This is a genomic window from Serratia sp. CY83965, assembly GCF_052166375.1.
Taxonomy (GTDB): Bacteria; Pseudomonadota; Gammaproteobacteria; order Enterobacterales; family Enterobacteriaceae; genus Serratia; species Serratia marcescens.
This window is the reverse complement of record NZ_JBJNOV010000003.1, coordinates 37,745-55,411: the sequence shown is the minus strand read 5'-3', so window position 1 is coordinate 55,411 and position 17,667 is coordinate 37,745. Positions and strand designations below refer to the sequence as shown.

17 protein-coding genes are annotated in these 17,667 nt (G+C 61.3%); 9 read left to right on the top strand and 8 right to left on the bottom strand.

Going from position 1 to position 17,667, the window contains the following annotated elements:
* Positions 1-30: 30 nt before the first annotated feature.
* On the bottom strand, positions 31-810 hold the full coding sequence (gene budA, locus ACJ8PL_RS08145) for an acetolactate decarboxylase (protein WP_004936416.1): 780 nt from the start codon (positions 808-810) through the stop codon (positions 31-33).
* Between the two features lie 451 nt (positions 811-1,261).
* Between budA and ACJ8PL_RS08140 the strand changes: the two genes are divergently transcribed.
* On the top strand, positions 1,262-2,164 hold the full coding sequence (locus ACJ8PL_RS08140; RefSeq protein ID WP_442531052.1) for a LysR substrate-binding domain-containing protein: 903 nt from the start codon (positions 1,262-1,264) through the stop codon (positions 2,162-2,164).
* On the opposite strand, the gene eutC is transcribed toward ACJ8PL_RS08140, so the two are convergent.
* Positions 2,143-2,934 carry an ethanolamine ammonia-lyase subunit EutC gene (gene eutC / locus ACJ8PL_RS08135; RefSeq protein WP_442531051.1) on the bottom strand — a complete coding sequence of 264 codons (792 nt, stop codon included), beginning with the start codon at positions 2,932-2,934 and terminating at the stop codon, positions 2,143-2,145. The two genes, ACJ8PL_RS08140 and eutC, sit on opposite strands and share 22 nt — an antisense overlap.
* Positions 2,931-4,316 carry an ethanolamine ammonia-lyase subunit EutB gene (locus ACJ8PL_RS08130; RefSeq protein WP_442531050.1) on the bottom strand — a complete coding sequence of 462 codons (1,386 nt, stop codon included), beginning with the start codon at positions 4,314-4,316 and terminating at the stop codon, positions 2,931-2,933. Before ACJ8PL_RS08130 ends, eutC begins: the two co-directional genes overlap by 4 nt.
* Before the next feature lie 159 nt (positions 4,317-4,475).
* Here ACJ8PL_RS08130 and ACJ8PL_RS08125 point away from each other — a divergent pair, with 159 nt between their 5' ends.
* Complete coding sequence (locus ACJ8PL_RS08125) at positions 4,476-5,024, top strand: nucleotidyltransferase family protein (protein WP_234213039.1); 549 nt, start codon at positions 4,476-4,478, stop codon at positions 5,022-5,024.
* Positions 5,025-5,076: 52 nt separating this feature from the next.
* Complete coding sequence (locus ACJ8PL_RS08120; RefSeq protein ID WP_016926792.1) at positions 5,077-5,544, top strand: FlxA-like family protein; 468 nt, start codon at positions 5,077-5,079, stop codon at positions 5,542-5,544.
* Between the two features lies 1 nt (position 5,545).
* On the opposite strand, the gene ACJ8PL_RS08115 is transcribed toward ACJ8PL_RS08120, so the two are convergent.
* Complete coding sequence (locus tag ACJ8PL_RS08115) at positions 5,546-6,466, bottom strand: LysR family transcriptional regulator (protein WP_442531049.1); 921 nt, start codon at positions 6,464-6,466, stop codon at positions 5,546-5,548.
* 96 nt (positions 6,467-6,562) lie between these two features.
* On the opposite strand from ACJ8PL_RS08115, the gene ACJ8PL_RS08110 reads away from it, so the two are divergent.
* Positions 6,563-7,555 (top strand): bile acid:sodium symporter family protein, encoded by a 993-nt coding sequence (locus ACJ8PL_RS08110; RefSeq protein ID WP_016926790.1) that lies wholly within the window; start codon positions 6,563-6,565, stop codon positions 7,553-7,555.
* Between the two features lie 26 nt (positions 7,556-7,581).
* Here the strand turns inward: ACJ8PL_RS08110 and ACJ8PL_RS08105 are convergent, their stop codons facing one another.
* The 3 genes from ACJ8PL_RS08105 to zipA all read right to left on the bottom strand — a co-directional run bounded on the left by ACJ8PL_RS08105 (position 7,582) and on the right by zipA (position 10,923).
* Positions 7,582-7,797 (bottom strand): DUF3820 family protein, encoded by a 216-nt coding sequence (locus tag ACJ8PL_RS08105; RefSeq protein WP_004936441.1) that lies wholly within the window; start codon positions 7,795-7,797, stop codon positions 7,582-7,584.
* A complete protein-coding gene (ligA, locus tag ACJ8PL_RS08100; protein ID WP_004936443.1) occupies positions 7,797-9,818 on the bottom strand; it encodes an NAD-dependent DNA ligase LigA in 2,022 nt (673 codons plus the stop codon). The genes ACJ8PL_RS08105 and ligA overlap by 1 nt, the downstream gene beginning before the upstream one ends.
* A gap of 79 nt (positions 9,819-9,897) precedes the next feature.
* Positions 9,898-10,923, bottom strand: coding sequence for a cell division protein ZipA (gene zipA, locus ACJ8PL_RS08095; protein WP_079452165.1), 1,026 nt, complete (start codon positions 10,921-10,923; stop codon positions 9,898-9,900).
* A gap of 221 nt (positions 10,924-11,144) precedes the next feature.
* Here zipA and cysZ point away from each other — a divergent pair, with 221 nt between their 5' ends.
* The 5 genes from cysZ to crr all read left to right on the top strand — a co-directional run bounded on the left by cysZ (position 11,145) and on the right by crr (position 16,047).
* Entirely contained in the window at positions 11,145-11,903 is a 759-nt protein-coding gene (cysZ, locus tag ACJ8PL_RS08090; protein ID WP_033639704.1) for a sulfate transporter CysZ, read from the top strand.
* 185 nt (positions 11,904-12,088) lie between these two features.
* Positions 12,089-13,057 (top strand): cysteine synthase A, encoded by a 969-nt coding sequence (gene cysK / locus ACJ8PL_RS08085; protein WP_016926786.1) that lies wholly within the window; start codon positions 12,089-12,091, stop codon positions 13,055-13,057.
* A gap of 399 nt (positions 13,058-13,456) precedes the next feature.
* A complete protein-coding gene (gene ptsH, locus ACJ8PL_RS08080; protein WP_004936458.1) occupies positions 13,457-13,714 on the top strand; it encodes a phosphocarrier protein Hpr in 258 nt (85 codons plus the stop codon).
* A gap of 46 nt (positions 13,715-13,760) precedes the next feature.
* Complete coding sequence (ptsI, locus tag ACJ8PL_RS08075) at positions 13,761-15,488, top strand: phosphoenolpyruvate-protein phosphotransferase PtsI (RefSeq protein WP_015378671.1); 1,728 nt, start codon at positions 13,761-13,763, stop codon at positions 15,486-15,488.
* A gap of 49 nt (positions 15,489-15,537) precedes the next feature.
* Positions 15,538-16,047: a PTS glucose transporter subunit IIA gene (crr, locus tag ACJ8PL_RS08070; protein WP_004936467.1), complete on the top strand. Its 510-nt coding sequence runs from the start codon at positions 15,538-15,540 to the stop codon at positions 16,045-16,047.
* Between the two features lie 299 nt (positions 16,048-16,346).
* Here the strand turns inward: crr and ACJ8PL_RS08065 are convergent, their stop codons facing one another.
* Positions 16,347-17,666 carry an ATP-binding protein gene (locus ACJ8PL_RS08065; protein WP_421131301.1) on the bottom strand — a complete coding sequence of 440 codons (1,320 nt, stop codon included), beginning with the start codon at positions 17,664-17,666 and terminating at the stop codon, positions 16,347-16,349.
* Position 17,667: the final 1 nt, after the last annotated feature.

Here is a 17,667-nt window from a genome sequence, read left to right as displayed (position 1 = left end):
TTCCACCTCCTAAGAAAACGATCGCCGGGGTTAGCCCTCGGCGGAACGAATCGCGCGATCCAAATCCTCTGGGCAGAGGTTAGCGCGCAAGAAATCCGCATCATGCGGCAACTGAAGATTGAGACGGGTGATGACGCCGAACTGCAGGCGGCCATGATCGAGCTGGTAGTCCAGCACGTGGCCGCCGCCGCTGCGGTCGTCGGTAACGAAGTGTTCGTGATAGCCGGCCACGCCGATGCCCTGCATGTAATCCGGCGAGCGGAAACCGACCAGCGTGCCGCGCCGTTGATGAAACGAGAAGGTCGGCTGCTCTTCTATCGCTTCCAACATCGGGCGGTAGGGCCGCTCCTGGCGCGGCACGGTGCGGGTTTCCACGTGACTGAACTCACCGTCGACCCGTACCGCGCAGAACAGGTTCGGCGAGGCGACCTGTTCGTCGATGCACTGATGCAGTTGCGCCTTGGTGATCGGCCGGTCGAACTGTTGGCTGATGCTGGGCTGGAAAAAGGTGACGACGGCGAAAGGGGTTTTCTGTTGCAAACCGGCTGGGCGGGCGCTGCCGTCGGCGCGCAGCTGGTGTATTTCCTGGTCGAAAGCGATCAGTTCGCCGTCCAGGTGATTGAAGGTGCCGAGGCCGAAATCGCCGTGTTTGAGCAACTCGGCAATGGTGGTTTCACCCTCGTAGACCCCGTCGATGAGCGCGCTCATCAGCGAGATTTGATAGATTTCGCCCTCCCCGGCGTTGATCGACTGCCTGGCAAAACCCTGCGCCAAATGGCGCGCACAGGAACACCCATGTTTTTCGTTCATGACTCACTCCTCCACCAGCGCGGGATCGCGATTCCGCGCGTTCAAAAGACCCACCGACGGCGGGCCAAGATGCCCCCTAAGGCGCGTTCATCAGTTGGAACGATTCAGCCTGAGGCGACAAAAAAACCGGCACGGCTGGCCGGCCGATATCCAGAACCCACGGCATGATGTGTGAAAGTAAAGGCTCACTAATCATTAATGCTGAGTCGGATATCAAATTGAACGGTTAATCTGGTGTTGGAGCGACAATCAACTCCGCAGGCGGCTCATGCAGCCTGGGAAAAACATCTGTTATTTAGTGCTAAGCGCCGCGAGGTTTATGCGTTTTTTCTCTATACGGCCAGGATGCGGCGGCGTTGAAGCCCGCCGTCAACCCGCAGCCAGAGTAGCCGCAGCGCCGCCGACAGAGAAGCGGGTATTCATAAGAAACGCTTTTGCATATAATGCAAAAATGAATGACGCCCGTTATGTTGAACATCTGCCGATCTTTCTCGACGTGGCCCGCCTGGGCAGCTTTTCCGCCGCCGCTCGCCGGCTGGGCATGGTGCCCTCCTCGCTGGTGCGCCATATCGACGCATTGGAAAGCGCGCTCGGCGCCGCGCTGTTCGTCCGCTCCACCCGTGGGCTGCTGCTGACCGACGCCGGCGAGCTGCTGCTAACGCGCGCCGCCGAGCTGATGGCGGACATTACCGGTATTCACGCCGAGCTGAGCGCGTTAAACGAAACGCCGCAGGGCACGCTGCGCATCAGCTGCCTGCCGACCTTCGGCAAAACCTATGTGCTGCCGCTGCTGCCGACGCTGGCGGAACGCCATCCGCAGCTGTCTGTCGATCTCGATCTGACCGAACGCCAGACCGATCCGACCCAGGAACGGCTGGACGCCGCCCTCCGCATCGGCGAACAGAAGGACAGCGCGCTGTACGCCAGCCGTATCGCCACGCAACGCTGGGTGATGTGCGCCAGCCCCGCCTACGTCGCCCGCTATGGCCTGCCGAGCGATCTGGAAGCGTTGCCGCAGCATCGGCTGATCGCCCGCTACCACAAACAGCAGCCGGCCTGCTGGGCGCAGATCCTCGACGCGGCGCTGATGAGCCGCTGCACCATGGCGCTGCGCTGCGACGACTTCACCGCGCAGCGCCAGGCGGCGCTGCTCGGCCTCGGCATCGCCTTTCTGCCCAACTGGGTGGTGGGGCCGGACGTGCAGAATGGGCAACTGGTTCAGATGCTCGAAGATCCGCGCCATGAGCAGCAAGGCATCTATCTGCTGCGCCCGATGGCGAAGGTGTCCGCCCGGCTGGCGGCCTTCACCGCCCTGCTGCAGCAAACCCTCGGTCAGCCGCCCAGTTGGGGGTAAAGCGGTGTCACCCGGTTGTGCAGCGCCGGATTGTCGCTCTCGTCCTTCAGCTCGATGCCGCTCAGCCGCCGCTGGAACGCCTGCTCCAGCAGCCAGGCCAGACGGAACGCCGCCTGCGGGTAATCCAGCCCCTCCGGCCGCACGTTGGAGATGCAGTTACGCTCGGCGTCCGTTCTGCGCGCATTCGGCTCCCAGGTTAAATAAATGCCCAGGCTGTCCGGCGACGACAGCCCCGGCCGTTCGCCGATCAGCACCGCCACCGCCCGGGCCTGCAGGCATTCGCCGATCTCATCCCCCAGCGCCACCCGCGCCTGATGCGCCAGCACCACCGGCGTCACGCTCAACCCCAGCGTATCGAGATAAGGTCGCAGCGCCTGCAGCAGCGGCAGCGCCTGGCGGTGCACCGCCTTGGAGGAGAGGCCGTCCGCCACCGCCAGCAGCAGATCGACACGGCGCGATGGTGAGCCGAGCAGCAGGCTGCGGCTGTCCGGCGCCAATCGCCGCCCCAGATCCGGTCGGCGCAGGTAGGCGGCGCGGTCGGCGGCCTGGCTGTGCACCGTCAGCGTGGGCCAACCGGCCTCGTGCAAATCCGCCGCCAGCCGCTCGCTGTCGAAAGGCTGATGCACCGCGTCGCGCGCCAGGGCATGGGCCAGGCCGAAGCGCAGCAGCTCGTCGGTCGGCAGGCTGGCGCCGGTGCGCCCCAGCGCGATGCGCGCGTCGGTAAAGGCGCGCAGCGCGTTCCAACTGTTGACGTGAACCGGTTTGCTCATGTCCGTTCTCCCTGCAGCGCCAGCAACAACGGGTGATTGGCGGCGGCATCGCGCAGCCGCCCGCGTTCGTCGGTGATGTTCATCGCCGCCAGCCAGGCGGCGAACTCCGGCGCATGCTTCAGCCCCAGCAGCTCGCGGATATAGAGCGCGTCATGGAACGAGGTGCTTTGGTAGTTGAGCATGATGTCGTCCGCGCCCGGCACGCCGATCAGGAACGTCAACCCGGCGGCGGCCAACAGCGTCAGCAGCGTGTCCATGTCGTCCTGATCGGCTTCGGCATGGTTGGTGTAGCAGACGTCGCAGCCCAGCGGTAGGCCGAGCAGCTTGCCGCAGAAGTGGTCCTCCAGCCCGGCGCGAATAATTTGCTTGCCGTCATACAGGTATTCGGGGCCGATAAACCCCACCACGGTGTTGATCAGCAGCGGTGAGAAATGGCGCGCCACCGCATAGGCGCGCGCCTCGCAGGTCTGCTGATCGACGCCGTGATGCGCGTTGGCCGACAGGCAACTGCCCTGCCCGGTTTCGAAGTACATCACGTTATCGCCCAATGTGCCGCGCCTAAGGCTCAGCGCCGCCTGCTGCGCCTCCGCCAGCAGCGCCAGGCTGATGCCGAAACCACGGTTGGCCGTCTCGGTGCCGGCGATCGACTGAAACACCAGATCCACCGGCGCGCCGCGCTCCATCAGCCGCAGCGTGTTGGTCACATGGGTCAGCACGCAGGATTGGGTGGGAATGGCGAAGCGCTGTATCACCTCGTCCAGCATATAGTTGAGCTTTTCCAGCAGCGGCAGGCTGTCGCTGGCCGGGTTGATGCCGACCACCGCGTCGCCGCTGCCGTACAGCAGACCGTCCAGCATGCTGGCGGCGATGCCCTGCAGGCTGTCGGTCGGGTGATTGGGCTGCAGCCGCACGCTGAGGTGGCCCGGCAGACCGATCGTGTTGCGAAAGCGCGTCACCACTCGGCATTTCTTCGCCACCAGGATCAGATCCTGATTGCGCATGATCTTGCTTACCGCCGCCGCCATCTCCGGCGTAATGCCGGCGGCCACCTGCGCCAGCATGGCGCTGTCCGCCTGCTCGCTCAGCAGCCAGTCGCGAAAATCGCCGATCGTGAGGTGCGAGATGGGCTCAAAGGCGGCGGTGTCGTGGCTATCGATGATCAGGCGCGTCACCTCGTCCTGCTCGTACGGCACCAGCGGCTGCTGCAGGAACGTCTTGAGCGGCACATCCGCCAGCGCGATGCGCGCCGCCATGCGCTCTTCGGCGCTTTCCGCCGCCACCTCCGCCAGATAATCGCCGGAACGCGCCGGCGAAGCTTTCGCCATCAGCTGGCGCAGGCCGCCGAAGCGATAGCCGCGTTGGCCCACCGTTGCCTGATACATAGCCCCCTCCCTTGCCCTGAGTGACGAGATAACAGCCCTGCACCAAGTGTAGTCAGTGAAGCAAGAAAATTAATTTGCCTGCTATCGCCGCCATCGCGCATCCCCCCATTTCACCCGCCGCCGCTTCGGGTTACAGTAGCCGCGAAAACAGGAGGGGTGATGGATCCGCAACGGCAAATTATCGACTGGCTGCAACAAGATAGCGCGCGCATGGTCGCCCTGCGCACCGTGCGCCGGCTCGGCCTGAATGACTGGTGCCTCGGCGCCGGCTTTGTGCGCAACCTGGTGTGGGATCGGCGCCACGGCTATGTGGAGCCCACGCCGCTCAACGATATCGACGTGATCCACTTCGATGCGGAGCGGGCGGACGCCGAACGCGATCGCATGCTGGAGGCGCGGCTGCAGCAGTGGCTGCCGCGGCCTTGGTCGGTCAAGAACCAGGCGCGGATGCACCTGCGCGGCGGCCGGGCGCCTTACCGCGACAGCGAAGAGGCCATCAGCTTCTGGACCGAAGTGGAAACGGCGATCGGCGCGCGCCTGAACGCCGACGACAGCATCACGCTGGTGGCCCCCTTCGGGCTCGCGGCGCTGTTCGACGACACCATTACCTTCAACGCGAAAAACGGCGATCGCGCAGCCTATGCCCAGCGCGTGGTCGACAAAGGCTGGCTGCTGCGCTGGCCGCGTCTGCGGCAGGTAAAGATTTAGCCGCCGCTGCCGATACCCTGAACAGCGAGATCCAGACTCAGGGAGAGCAACCATGTCGACCACCATCACCATGATCGTACCGATCAAGAATACCGTCCCCGGCGTCAGCAACGTCTTCAGCGCGCCGGGCCATCAGGGCGAATTGCTGATGGCCAAGCCGGTCAACAACCAGCCGCAAGGCGGCAAGATGGAGAAAAACGAACGCGCCAACGGCAATGACGAACCGGTTAATCTCAACGAAAGCCGCGCCTCGGCGCGCATCAAGGCGCTGAACCGGCAGATTCAGGCGCTGCAGCAAAAGCTGGTGGAACTGAAGGACTCCGACGCCGATCCTAAGGAAATCGAAAAGCAGAAACAGCTGATCGAAGCGCAGATCAAGATGTTGCAAGCCGAGATCGCGCGCATCCAGAAAGAAGAAATGGAAAAGCAGCAGCAGGAGCAAATGGAAAAAGCCGCGGCGCGAGCCGGCGACGGCGTAAACCGCCCAACGCCGCTCAACGCGGTGGACGTCTATATCTGAGTCAATATGCCGCGTTTTCCCGCCGGCGCTGTTGCAGCAGCGCCGCCTGCTGACGCGCCACCTGCCAGATGGCCTCCGCCGCCGGCGTCAGCGAGCGGTTCTTGCGCCGCACCAGCATCAGCGCGCGGTTAATTTCCGGCACCAGCCGCCGTACCCGAAGCCGCCCCCCTTCCGGCAGCGGCAGCGCCAACACCGGGAAAATGCTGATGCCGATCCCCTCCGCCACCATCGGGAACAGCGTCGCCGGATGGCCGATTTCCTGCACCACCTGCGCTTCGACCCCCTGCTGCCTCAGCGCGCTGTCGATCAGCGGCCGGCTGCCCGACGCATAATCCTGCAGCACCAGACGGCAGCCGTTCAATGCCGACCAACGCACCGCCTGCTGCGCAGCAAACGGGTGATCGTCGCGGCACAGCAACAGGAACGGTTCATGCAGCACCGCTTCGCACTCCAGATCCACCGCTTGCACCGGATCGACCACGATGCCGAAATCCACCTCGGCGTTACGCACGCTGTGCAGTACCTGCTGCTGCGCCTGATCGCGCAGCATGATGCGGATCTCCGGGTATTGGCGCTCGCCGGCGGCGATGCACTGCGGCATCAGATGGGCGGAAATGGTCTGGCTCGTCGCCACCCGCACCGTGCCGCTGCGCTGTACGCCAAAGCTGCGCGCATCCAGCAAAGCAGCCTGCAGTTCGTCCAGCAACCGTTCAACCCGGTTGGCCAGCCGCAGGCCGGCGTCGGTCAACACCACTTCACGCGTGGTGCGATCCAGCAAACGCACGCCGACCTCCGCCTCCAGCTCTTTCACGCTGTGGCTGACCGCCGATTGCGTCAGGCCGATCGCCTCGCCGGCGCGGCTGAAGCTGCCGTGGCGGGCGACAACGACGAACACCCGCAGCTGTTTGAGTGAGTAATTCATGTGTTTTATTCATAGATGAATTAAATAAATCAATTTAATTATTATATCCCCGCGCGGGAGAATAGCCCCATCGATTTTCTACCCGAGCGCATCGCCATGAGATTCCTGCCCGATCGTTTTACCCTGACGCTGATCGCCACCGTGCTGCTGGCGTCGTTCCTGCCGGCGCGCGGCGAGTTCGTCGGCTGGCTCAACGCCCTGACCATCGCCGCCATCGCCCTGCTGTTCTTCATGCACGGCGCCAAGCTGTCGCGCGAGGCCATCCTGGCCGGCAGCAATAACTGGCGGCTGCATCTGTGGGTGATGTTCAGCACCTTCATCATTTTTCCGGCGCTGGGGATGCTGTTCGCCTGGTGGGCGCCGATCGACGTCAGCCCCGAGCTGTACGCCGGTTTCATCTACCTGTGCATCCTGCCCGCCACCGTGCAGTCAGCCATCGCCTTCACCTCGCTGGCGGGCGGCAACGTGGCGGCGGCGGTGTGCAGCGCCTCCGCCTCCAGCCTGCTGGGGATCTTCGTGTCGCCGCTGTTGGTCGGCCTGCTGATGAACGTGCACGGTGATACCGGCAGCCTGCGGCAGGTGGGCTCGATCGTGCTGCAGCTGCTGGTGCCGTTCGTCGCCGGCCACCTGCTGCGGCCGCTGATCGGCGGTTGGATCGAGCGCCATCGCCCGCTTATCGGCAAAACCGACCAGACCTCGATTCTGCTGGTGGTGTACGCCGCCTTCAGCGAGGCGGTGACGCACGGCATCTGGCATCAGGTAGGGATCGGTTCGCTGGCGTTTATCGTCGGCGGCAGCATCGTGCTGCTGGCGATCGTGCTGGTGGTGAACACTTACATGGCGCGCTGGCTGGGGTTCAGCAAAGCGGACGAAATCACCATCGTGTTCTGCGGATCGAAGAAGAGCCTGGCGAACGGCATTCCGATGGCCAATATCCTGTTCCCGGCGGCGACGGTGGGGATCATGGTGCTGCCGCTGATGGTGTTTCATCAGGTGCAGTTGATGACCTGCGCAGTGCTGGCCAAAAGGTATCAACGCAAGCAGCAAACGCAGCAGGCGGTGCCCAACGCGCAGGCGTCGCGCGGGTAAAAAAAGACGGGCCGAGGCCCGTCAGATCAGCTTTTCTTCAGCGGCTTGACCAGGTGGTCAAGCCCTTCGATTTTAATCGCCAGCGTCATCTCCATCAGCATGCCGAGCTTGCCTTTGGGGAATTCGCCCTTACGGGCGAACCACAGCAGGTACTCTTCGGGCAGGTCGATCAGCACCCGCCCTTGGTACTTGCCGAACGGCATCACGGTGTTGGCGATCTCCAGCAGGTTTTCCTTTTCCATCAGTCACCCAGCAGGCGGATCATTTCCGCTTCGTCGATCACGGCGATACCCAGCTCCTGCGCCTTCGCCAGCTTGGAGCCGGCCGCCTCGCCGGCGATCACCAGATCGGTTTTCTTCGACACGCTGCCGCTGACCTTGGCGCCCAGCGCCGTCAGGCGATCTTTGGCTTCGTCGCGCGACAGCTGGCTCAGCGAGCCGGTCAGCACCACGGTTTTTCCGGCGAACGGGCTGTCTATCTCTTCCGCTACCACCACCACCGGCGCCGGCCAGCGGATGCCGATCTCGGCGCCCACCAGCTCGTTGATCACCTGCTGATTGAGCGCTTCATCGAGGAAATTGCGGGTGTGTTTGGCCACCACTTCGCCGACGTCCGGCACTTCTTTCAGCGCCTCGATATCGGCGGCGAACAGCTTTTCCAGCGAACCGAAATGCGCAGCCAGGTTGGCGGCGGTCGCTTCACCGACCTCGCGAATGCCAAGCGCATACAGAAAACGGGCGAAGGTGGTCTGCTTGGATTTCTCCAACGCGTTGACCAGATTCTGCGCCGATTTCGGCCCCATGCGATCCAGACCGGTCAGAATGCCGGCGGACAGGCGGAACAGATCGGCCGGGTTCTTCACGTACTCCTTGTCCACCAGCTGCTCGATGATCTTGTCACCCATGCCCTCGACGTCCAGCGCGCGACGGGAAACGAAGTGCTTCAACGCCTCTTTGCGCTGCGCGCCGCAGATCAGCCCGCCGGTGCAGCGCGCCACGGCTTCGCCTTCCACGCGCTCAACGTCGGAGCCGCACACCGGACAGTGCAGCGGGAACACCACTTCGCGCGCATCCTGCGGCCGACGGTCTTCCAGCACCCCCACCACCTGCGGGATCACGTCGCCGGCGCGGCGCACGATCACCGTATCGCCGATGCGCAGCCCCAACCGCTCAATTTCATCGGCGTTGTGCAAGGTCGCATTGCTGACGGTCACCCCGGCCACCAGCACCGGCTCAAGGCGGGCCACCGGCGTAATCGCGCCGGTGCGGCCAACCTGAAACTCCACTTCGCGCACCACGGTGATCTGCTCCTGCGCCGGGAATTTGAACGCCGTCGCCCAGCGCGGCGCACGCGCCACGAAGCCCAGCGTTTCCTGCAGATCGATATCGTCAATCTTGATCACTACGCCGTCGATGTCGAAACCGAGCTGTGCGCGGTCCTGCTCGACCTGGCGATAGAACGCCAGCACTTCCTCGCTGCCGGTGCGGCGCTGGGCGCGATCGCTGACCGGCAGGCCCCAGGCCTTGAACTGCATCAGGCGCTCAAAGTGGCTGCGCGGCAGCTCGCCGCCTTCCAGCAGGCCGACGCCGTAGCAGAAGAAGGTCAGCGGGCGTTTGGCGGTAATACGCGGATCGAGCTGGCGCAGCGAGCCGGCGGCGGCGTTGCGCGGGTTGGCGAATACCTTGCCGTCTTTGCGCCGCGCCTCTTCGTTCATCTGTTCAAAACCGGCCTGCGGCATGAACACTTCGCCGCGCACTTCCAGCCGGCGCGGGATATTGTCGCCGGTCAGGCGCAACGGGATGGCGCGAATGGTGCGCACGTTGGTAGTGATGTTCTCGCCGGTGGTGCCGTCGCCGCGCGTCGCCGCGCGCACCAGTTCGCCGTCTTCATACAGCAGGCTGACCGCCAGGCCATCCAGCTTCAGTTCGCAGCAGAAGGTCAGCGGATCGCTGCTTTTGAGCCTGTCCTGCACGCGCTTGTAAAACGCCAGGAAGCTTTCTTCGTCGAATACGTTGTCCAGCGACAGCATCGGCACTTCGTGACGCACCTGGTCGAACGCCGCCAGCGGCGCCGCGCCCACGCGCTGGGTCGGTGAATCGGCGGTGATCAGTTCCGGATGCGCGCTCTCCAGCTCGCGCAGTTCGCGCATCAGGCGGTCATATTCCGCATCCGGCACTTCCGGCGCATCCAGTACATGATACTGGTATTCATGATGGCGCAGTGTGGCTCGTAGTTGATTGATTTGTTGGATTATCGATTCCATGGCTCACCATCAAAGATAAAAAACCCCCGGCTAGCGGGGGCTTTGTTGTTACGGATGTTCAGTGCGCGCGGCAACCCGGTCAGGCGTTGTTTTCCAACACTTCACGGATACGCGCTTTGTAGGTTTCCAGCTTCTGCGGCGTCATCATGCGGCGCTCGTCGTCCAGCACCACGCCGCCCACGTCGTCGGCGATGCGCTGCGCCGACTGCAGCATCAGCTTGAAGTTCTGATTGGCGTCGCCGTAAGACGGCACCATCATAAACATCGACACGCCCGGCGTGGAGAAGTCGGACATCATGTCAGGATCGAACGACCCCGGCTTGACCATGTTCGCCAGGCTGAACAGCACCGGGCCGCTGCCGGCCGGGCTGATATGGCGGTGGAAGATGCCCATCTCGCCAAACTGGAAGCCCGCTTGCAACACGCTCTGCAGCAGCACTTCGCCGCCGATCACGCCGCCCTGATGGGCCGCGACATGCAGCACCAGCACGGTCTCTTTCAGTTTAGCCTGAACTGGCGCAGCGGCCGGCTGTTGCGGCTGCGGTGCAGGTTCCGACTCAGGCTTGACTTCCGGCGCTGGCTGCACAGGGGCGGGTTCGGCGTGGAATGCCGGTTCCGCCGCCAGCGGCGCCTCATGTTCATGCGGCAGATCGTCAACGCGCGGCTCGCGGCGCGCGGCCGGTTGCGATTGCTGCGGCTCGGCCGGTTCTTCGTCCGGCGCGTAGTTGTTCAGCAGGATGTCATCATACTCCGGCCGCTGAGACAGCGGAGGCGGCGTCTGATGAGCGGCCGGCTGAACGGCGCGGGGCGCAGGCGCAGCCGCCGGAGCGGGCTTCGGCGCGGCCACGGGTTCTTCGCGTGCGGCATCGAAATGGCCGAATGACGGCTCGTCTTGCGGGTGAGCGGCGCGTACGCGCACCTCACCGACGCCTTCTTCGAGATCGTCGATCGGAGTTTGTTCACGTTCCTTTTGGGAACGTTTGGCTGGGCGATCGCGGAAGAGCGCTGACCGTTCTTTGCGACTGGTCCACAGACCGTGCAATAACAGCGCTATTATGGCGATCGCGCCAACAACGATTAATATCAGACGCAAATCCTGCATCATTGCTATCTCTGTTGTTCCAATACATTGCCACCGCGGCAAACATTCACTCTTTAACTCTATTTGCCCGCGCACACAAGTGCAAGTCCGTGCTGAACTTTATGCCAATAAAGATGATTATACTGCCTTTTTCTGCTGGTTTTTCAGCCAACCCTACCCTAGCCAGTGGAAAATCATCCCTATATGATAATGATGCCTGTTCAGACAACGAGATAACTTAAGATATGTCCTATACGCAGCCCCCTCCCCGATCGACCAGCGGCATTCACTATTTCGCCGAAGGCTGGCGCCTGATTTCACGCCCGGGGATTAAACGCTATGTGGTCCTGCCGTTGCTGGTCAACGTGCTGCTGATGGGTTCCGCTTTCTGGTGGCTGTTCAGCCGCCTCGGCGACTGGATCCCGGCGATGATGAGCCACGTTCCCGACTGGCTGCAATGGTTGAGCTACCTGCTGTGGCCGCTGGCGGTCATTTCGGTGCTGCTGGTGTTCAGCTATCTGTTCAGCACCATCACCAATCTGATCGCCGCGCCGTTCTGCGGTCTGCTGGCCGAACAGCTCGAAGGCAGCCTGACCGGCAAACCGCTGCCGGACACCGGTCTGCTCGGCATCGCCAAAGATCTGCCGCGCATCATGGCGCGCGAATGGCGCAAACTGATGTATTACCTGCCGCGCGCGCTGCTGCTGCTGGCGCTGTACTTCGTGCCCGGCATCGGCCAGACGGTGGCGCCGGTGCTGTGGTTCCTGTTCAGCGCCTGGATGCTGGCGATTCAGTATTGCGACTATCCGTTCGATAACCACAAGGTGAGCTTTGCCGACATGCGCCGCGCACTGCGCCAGCACAAAACCGACAACCTGCAGTTCGGCGCGCTGGTCAGCCTGTTTACCATGATCCCGATCCTCAACCTGGTGATCCTGCCGGTCGCCGTCTGCGGCGCCACCGCGATGTGGGTCGATCGCTACCGCTCGCAATTCGTCCGATAACCGCCGTTTTTTGCCGCCGACAGCGCGGAAATTTTCGACAGGGCGCGCATTTCGCGCCCTTATCATTGTGCTTAAAACTTATTTCCTAATAACATATAGATATACCAATTCTTTACTTCCCTGCCGGTACTGTTAGCGTATGCTTTCGATGTTCCCCACATTTTCATAGAGTTAAAGGACGGGCTATGAGCAAGATATATGAAGACAACTCATTAACAATCGGCCATACGCCGCTGGTTCGTCTGAACCGTATCGGCAACGGACGCATTCTGGCCAAGGTTGAATCACGCAACCCGAGCTTCAGCGTCAAATGCCGCATCGGTGCCAATATGATTTGGGATGCGGAACAACGCGGTGTGCTGACCGCCGGCAAGGAACTGGTGGAGCCGACCAGCGGCAACACCGGCATCGCGCTGGCCTTCGTCGCCGCCGCGCGCGGTTACAAGCTGACGCTGACCATGCCGGAAACCATGAGCATCGAACGCCGCAAGCTGCTCAAGGCGCTGGGCGCCAATCTGGTGCTGACCGAAGGGGCGAAAGGCATGAAAGGCGCCATCGCCAAAGCGGAGGAGATCGTCGCCACCGATCCAAACCGTTACCTGATCCTGCAACAGTTCAGCAACCCGGCCAACCCGGCCATCCATGAAAAAACCACCGGCCCGGAAATCTGGGAAGACACCGATGGGGAAGTCGATGTGTTCATCTCCGGCGTCGGCACCGGCGGCACATTGACCGGCGTCAGCCGCTACATCAAGAACACCAAAGGCAAGGCCATCACCACCGTGGCGGTCGAGCCGACCGACTCGCCGGTCATCAGCCAGGCACTGGCCGGTGAAGAGCTGAAACCGGGCCCGCACAAGATCCAGGGCATCGGCGCCGGCTTCATACCGGGCAACCTCGATCTTGACCTGGTGGATCGCGTCGAAAAAATCTCCAACGACGAAGCCATCAGCATGGCACGCCGCCTGATGGACGAAGAAGGCATCCTGGCAGGCATCTCCTCCGGCGCAGCGGTCGCAGCGGCGGTAAAACTGGCCGAAGAACCGGCGTTCGCCGACAAGACCATTGTGGTCATCCTGCCCTCTTCCGGCGAACGTTATCTCAGCACCGCGCTGTTCGCCGATCTGTTCACCGAGCAGGAATTACAGCAGTAATTCCGCCACTGCACAAATCGCTAAAAAAGCACCCTGCGGGGTGCTTTTTTGTGGACTGGATCAAACTTTATAGCAGTCCAAGATTGCTTTTGCCCGTCGCCTTTAGTATTTAACGGTGCATTATTTCGATGCGCAAAATTAATCACTCTCCGAGCCTGGTCGAGGCTGAATCGATTTACTCATCTGTCGCCGACGCGGCGAATCGGGCATAATGGGGAGCGGATTGGAACGACGTCTAAAGCCGAGTTTTTTGATCTGAAGTGCCTAACGCGTCGTTTTCTGTTGCATCAACGTTCGCCCCTGTCCATAGTCAGGCGCTATAACCAGACAAGTTAAAGTCAGGCCCCTGGGCTAAACTTTAACTCCACAACATTAATCCAATAAGTTGGGGAAACATCAATGTTCCAGCAAGAAGTTACTATTACCGCTCCGAATGGTCTGCATACTCGCCCTGCCGCTCAGTTCGTTAAAGAAGCCAAAGGCTTCACGTCTGACATCACCGTGACCTCCAACGGCAAAAGCGCCAGCGCTAAAAGCCTGTTCAAACTGCAAACTCTGGGGCTGACTCAAGGGACCGTAGTGACCATCTCAGCTGAAGGTGAAGACGAGCAGAAAGCCGTTGAGCACTTGGTAAAACTGATGGCAGAGCTTGAGTAATCGGCCCGTCTTTTTAGTTAACACCAGTCAAGAGTAAGGTAGGGTTATGATTTCAGGCATTTTAGTATCACCGGGCATCGCTTTTGGTAAGGCTCTCTTGCTGAAAGAAGACGACATCGTCATCAACCGGAAGAAAATCTCTGCTGATCAAGTAGAGCAGGAAGTCTCGCGTTTTCTGGCTGGCCGCGCGAAAGCGTCCGAACAGCTGGAAGCGATCAAGACCAAAGCTGGCGAAACCTTCGGCGAAGAGAAGGAAGCTATCTTCGAAGGCCACATCATGTTGCTGGAAGACGAAGAGCTTGAGCAGGAAATCATAGCCCTAATCAAAGACGATCTGGCCTCCGCAGACGCCGCCGCCTACACCGTGATCGAAGGCCAGGCGAAAGCGTTGGAAGAGCTGGACGACGAATACCTGAAAGAACGCGCCGCCGACGTGCGCGACATCGGCAAACGCCTGCTGCAGAACATTCTGGGCATGCCGATCGTCGATCTGGGTTCCATTCAGGACGAAGTGATCCTGGTGGCCACCGATCTGACCCCGTCCGAGACCGCGCAGCTGAACCTGGACAAAGTGCTGGGCTTCATCACCGATCTCGGCGGCCGCACCTCCCACACCTCTATCATGGCGCGCTCCCTGGAGCTGCCGGCGATCGTCGGCACCAGCGACGTGACCAAGCAGGTGAAAAACGACGACTACCTGATTCTGGATGCGGTTAACAACAAAATTTACGTTAACCCGACCGCTGATGTGATCGATCAGCTGAAAGCCGCCCAGAACCAATACATCACCGAGAAAAACGATCTGGCCAAGCTGAAGGATCTGCCGGCGATTACGCTGGACGGCCATCAGGTTGAAGTCTGCGCCAACATCGGCACCGTGCGCGACGTCGCGGGTGCAGAGCGCAACGGCGCGGAAGGCGTCGGCCTGTATCGTACCGAATTCCTGTTCATGGATCGCGACTCGCTGCCGACCGAAGACGAGCAGTTCCAGGCTTATAAAGCCGTGGCAGAAGCCATGGGCTCGCAGGCTGTGATCGTCCGCACCATGGACATCGGCGGCGACAAAGACCTGCCGTACATGAACCTGCCGAAGGAAGAGAACCCGTTCCTCGGCTGGCGCGCCATCCGCATCGCGATGGACCGCCGTGAAATCCTGCACGCCCAGCTGCGCGCCATCCTGCGCGCCTCGGCGTTCGGCAAACTGCGCATCATGTTCCCGATGATCATCTCCGTGGAAGAAGTGCGCGATCTGAAAGGCGAAATCGAGACGCTGAAGGCGCAACTGCGCGAAGAAGGCAAGGCGTTTGACGAGAGCATCGAAGTGGGCGTGATGGTGGAAACACCGGCTGCGGCGGTCATCGCTCACCACCTGGCGAAAGAAGTCGACTTCTTTAGTATTGGGACAAACGATCTAACCCAGTATACTCTGGCGGTAGATCGCGGCAACGAGCTGATTTCTCATCTCTATAACCCGATGTCCCCATCAGTGCTTGGCCTGATCAAACAGGTTATTGATGCATCTCACGCGGAAGGCAAGTGGACCGGCATGTGCGGCGAACTGGCTGGCGATGAGCGTGCTACACTGTTGTTATTGGGCATGGGGCTGGATGAGTTCAGCATGAGTGCGATTTCAATCCCGCGCATCAAGAAAATTATTCGTAACACGAATTTCGAAGATGTGAAGGCGTTGGCAGCGCAGGCCTTGGCACAGCCAACGGCACAAGACCTGATGAATTGCGTCAATAAATTCATCGAAGAAAAAACGCTCTGCTAAACTTCCACGACACTGGAACGCCGCCCAATTTAATGCTTAGGAGAAGATCATGGGTTTGTTCGATAAACTGAAATCTCTGGTTTCTGATGACAAGAAAGACACGGGCACTATCGAGATCGTCGCTCCCCTTTCTGGCGAAATCGTCAATATCGAAGATGTGCCGGACGTAGTGTTCGCTGAAAAAATCGTTGGCGACGGTATCGCCATCAAACCGGCCGGCAACAAAATGGTTGCTCCGGTTGACGGCACCATCGGCAAGATTTTCGAAACCAACCATGCATTCTCTATCGAATCCGACAGCGGCATTGAGCTGTTCGTCCACTTCGGCATCGATACCGTAGAACTGAAAGGCGAAGGCTTCAAACGCATCGCCGAAGAAGGCCAGCGCGTCAAGAAAGGCGACGTCGTTATCGAGTTCAACCTGCCACTGCTGGAAGAGAAAGCCAAGTCTACCCTGACGCCGGTCGTTATCTCCAACATGGACGAGATCAAAGAGCTGATCAAACTGTCGGGCAGCGTGACCGTTGGCGAAACCCCGATCATCCGCATCAAGAAGTAATCGCGGATGAGCAAGAAAAACGGCGCCCTCGGCGCCGTTTTTTTTATCCCCTTCGTCTTTCGAACCGCAGCGTTGTTGGCCGCACGTGCTCACCCCGGTCACTTACCGGAGTAAGCTCCCGGAGATTCCCCCGCTTGCCGCCTAGCTGCAATTCGAAATCCTTTGGGTATGCCGCGGATAATAGACGTTATCGGCGCAGGCAGTTTGAACATGGACAGCGCGCAACCTTCGAAGCGTACACGCAGTACGTGACGAAGGCGTGCACTGCCCTAGTTCAAAATGGCAAGTAAGATAGTCTATTATTGCCAGCGCGGGATACGCAGGGTAATGACCAGCCCCTCTTTGTCGCCGTTGCGCGCCTCAACCTGGCCACCGTGCGCCAACACCACCTTGCGGGTAATCGCCAGCCCCAGGCCGTAGCCCTTGCCCGACTGCGCCGACTTCACGCGCACGAACGGATCGAAGATGCTCGACAGCTTCGCCTCTTCGACCCCCGGCCCCTGATCGCTGACGGCGATCTGGAACTGGTTATCGACGCGCGACAGCGCCACCGTCACCCGCTGCCCGTGGATGGAAAAGCGCAGCGCATTGCGCACGATGTTGTCCACCGCTCGCCGCATCAGCTCCGCATTGCCCTTGACGGTATACTCCACGTCCGATTCGGCCTGCAGCACGATATCCACGCCGGGCACCTGCGCCTCGTAGCGCGCATCGCTCACCACCGCATCCACCAGGCCGTACAGATCGAAATACTCTTCGTCCGGCAGGCTGCTGTGTTCGGTACGCGACAGCGCCAGCAGCTCGCCGATCATTTTGTCCAGCCGCCCCGACTCATGTTCGATGCGCTTGAGCGAGGTTTCGACGTTGCCGGCATTCTGTCGCGCCAGTCCGATCGCCAGCTGCAGGCGCGCCAACGGTGAACGCAGCTCGTGCGAGACGTCGTGCAACAGCTGCTCGCGGGCGCTGACCAACAGCTCCAGGCGTTCGGCCATAGTGTCGAAATCGCGCGCCACGTCGGACAGCTCGTCATGGCGGCGCCGCATCGTCGGAAACAGCCGCACCGAGAGATCGCCCTGCGCCACCCGATCCAGGCCGCCGCGCAGCTGACGCATCGGCCGGGTCAGGTTCCAGGCCAGCACGGCGCTGAACAGCAAACCGCCCAGCCCGCCGACCCACAGCATCGGCGCAGGAATGTTGAAGAAGTGGGAACGCCGCTCCGGCCGATACTCTTCCCGCAGCCCGCGCACGTCATAGCTCAGCCAGTAACCCTGCCCTTCCCCGGTCTGCACCCAGGCGGAAATCGCTTTCGGCATCCGCCGCCCTTCAAACACCGGTTCTTCCGGCGTAGGCGGCGGTTGGGTCATTGGCGTCACCGACAGCAGACGCCGATCGTCCTCGGGCCAGTCGCGCATCAAGGCTTCCAGCGCCGGCATGCCGCCGCGGCGCAACTGAGTGGCGGCCGAGGTCAGCTGCAGGCCTATGACCCGCCGCGCCATGGCGTTCTCCGGCGGCACATAGCGATCGCCATAGAGAGAAAACGCCACCCACAGCGCCTGCGTCATGATGAGAAAGGTCAGCCAAAAGCCGAGTAAAATTTTCCAGAACAGTCTTCCGCGCATG

Bases quoted from the DNA above. Each gene is read 5' to 3' on its own strand.
- cysK (WP_016926786.1), top strand. From the start codon at position 12,089: ATGAGCAAGATATATGAAGACAACTCATTAACAATCGGCCATACGCCG.
- ACJ8PL_RS08130 (WP_442531050.1), bottom strand. From the start codon at position 4,316: ATGTATCAGGCAACGGTGGGCCAACGCGGCTATCGCTTCGGCGGCCTG.
- ACJ8PL_RS08065 (WP_421131301.1), bottom strand. From the start codon at position 17,666: ATGCGCGGAAGACTGTTCTGGAAAATTTTACTCGGCTTTTGGCTGACC.
- ptsI (WP_015378671.1), top strand. From the start codon at position 13,761: ATGATTTCAGGCATTTTAGTATCACCGGGCATCGCTTTTGGTAAGGCT.
- eutC (WP_442531051.1), bottom strand. From the start codon at position 2,934: ATGAGCAAACCGGTTCACGTCAACAGTTGGAACGCGCTGCGCGCCTTT.
- ACJ8PL_RS08115 (WP_442531049.1), bottom strand. From the start codon at position 6,466: ATGAATTACTCACTCAAACAGCTGCGGGTGTTCGTCGTTGTCGCCCGC.
- budA (WP_004936416.1), bottom strand. From the start codon at position 810: ATGAACGAAAAACATGGGTGTTCCTGTGCGCGCCATTTGGCGCAGGGT.
- ptsH (WP_004936458.1), top strand. From the start codon at position 13,457: ATGTTCCAGCAAGAAGTTACTATTACCGCTCCGAATGGTCTGCATACT.
- ACJ8PL_RS08125 (WP_234213039.1), top strand. From the start codon at position 4,476: ATGGATCCGCAACGGCAAATTATCGACTGGCTGCAACAAGATAGCGCG.
- ACJ8PL_RS08105 (WP_004936441.1), bottom strand. From the start codon at position 7,797: ATGGAAAAGGAAAACCTGCTGGAGATCGCCAACACCGTGATGCCGTTC.
- ACJ8PL_RS08110 (WP_016926790.1), top strand. From the start codon at position 6,563: ATGAGATTCCTGCCCGATCGTTTTACCCTGACGCTGATCGCCACCGTG.
- cysZ (WP_033639704.1), top strand. From the start codon at position 11,145: ATGTCCTATACGCAGCCCCCTCCCCGATCGACCAGCGGCATTCACTAT.
- ligA (WP_004936443.1), bottom strand. From the start codon at position 9,818: ATGGAATCGATAATCCAACAAATCAATCAACTACGAGCCACACTGCGC.
- ACJ8PL_RS08120 (WP_016926792.1), top strand. From the start codon at position 5,077: ATGTCGACCACCATCACCATGATCGTACCGATCAAGAATACCGTCCCC.
- zipA (WP_079452165.1), bottom strand. From the start codon at position 10,923: ATGATGCAGGATTTGCGTCTGATATTAATCGTTGTTGGCGCGATCGCC.
- ACJ8PL_RS08140 (WP_442531052.1), top strand. From the start codon at position 1,262: ATGAATGACGCCCGTTATGTTGAACATCTGCCGATCTTTCTCGACGTG.
- crr (WP_004936467.1), top strand. From the start codon at position 15,538: ATGGGTTTGTTCGATAAACTGAAATCTCTGGTTTCTGATGACAAGAAA.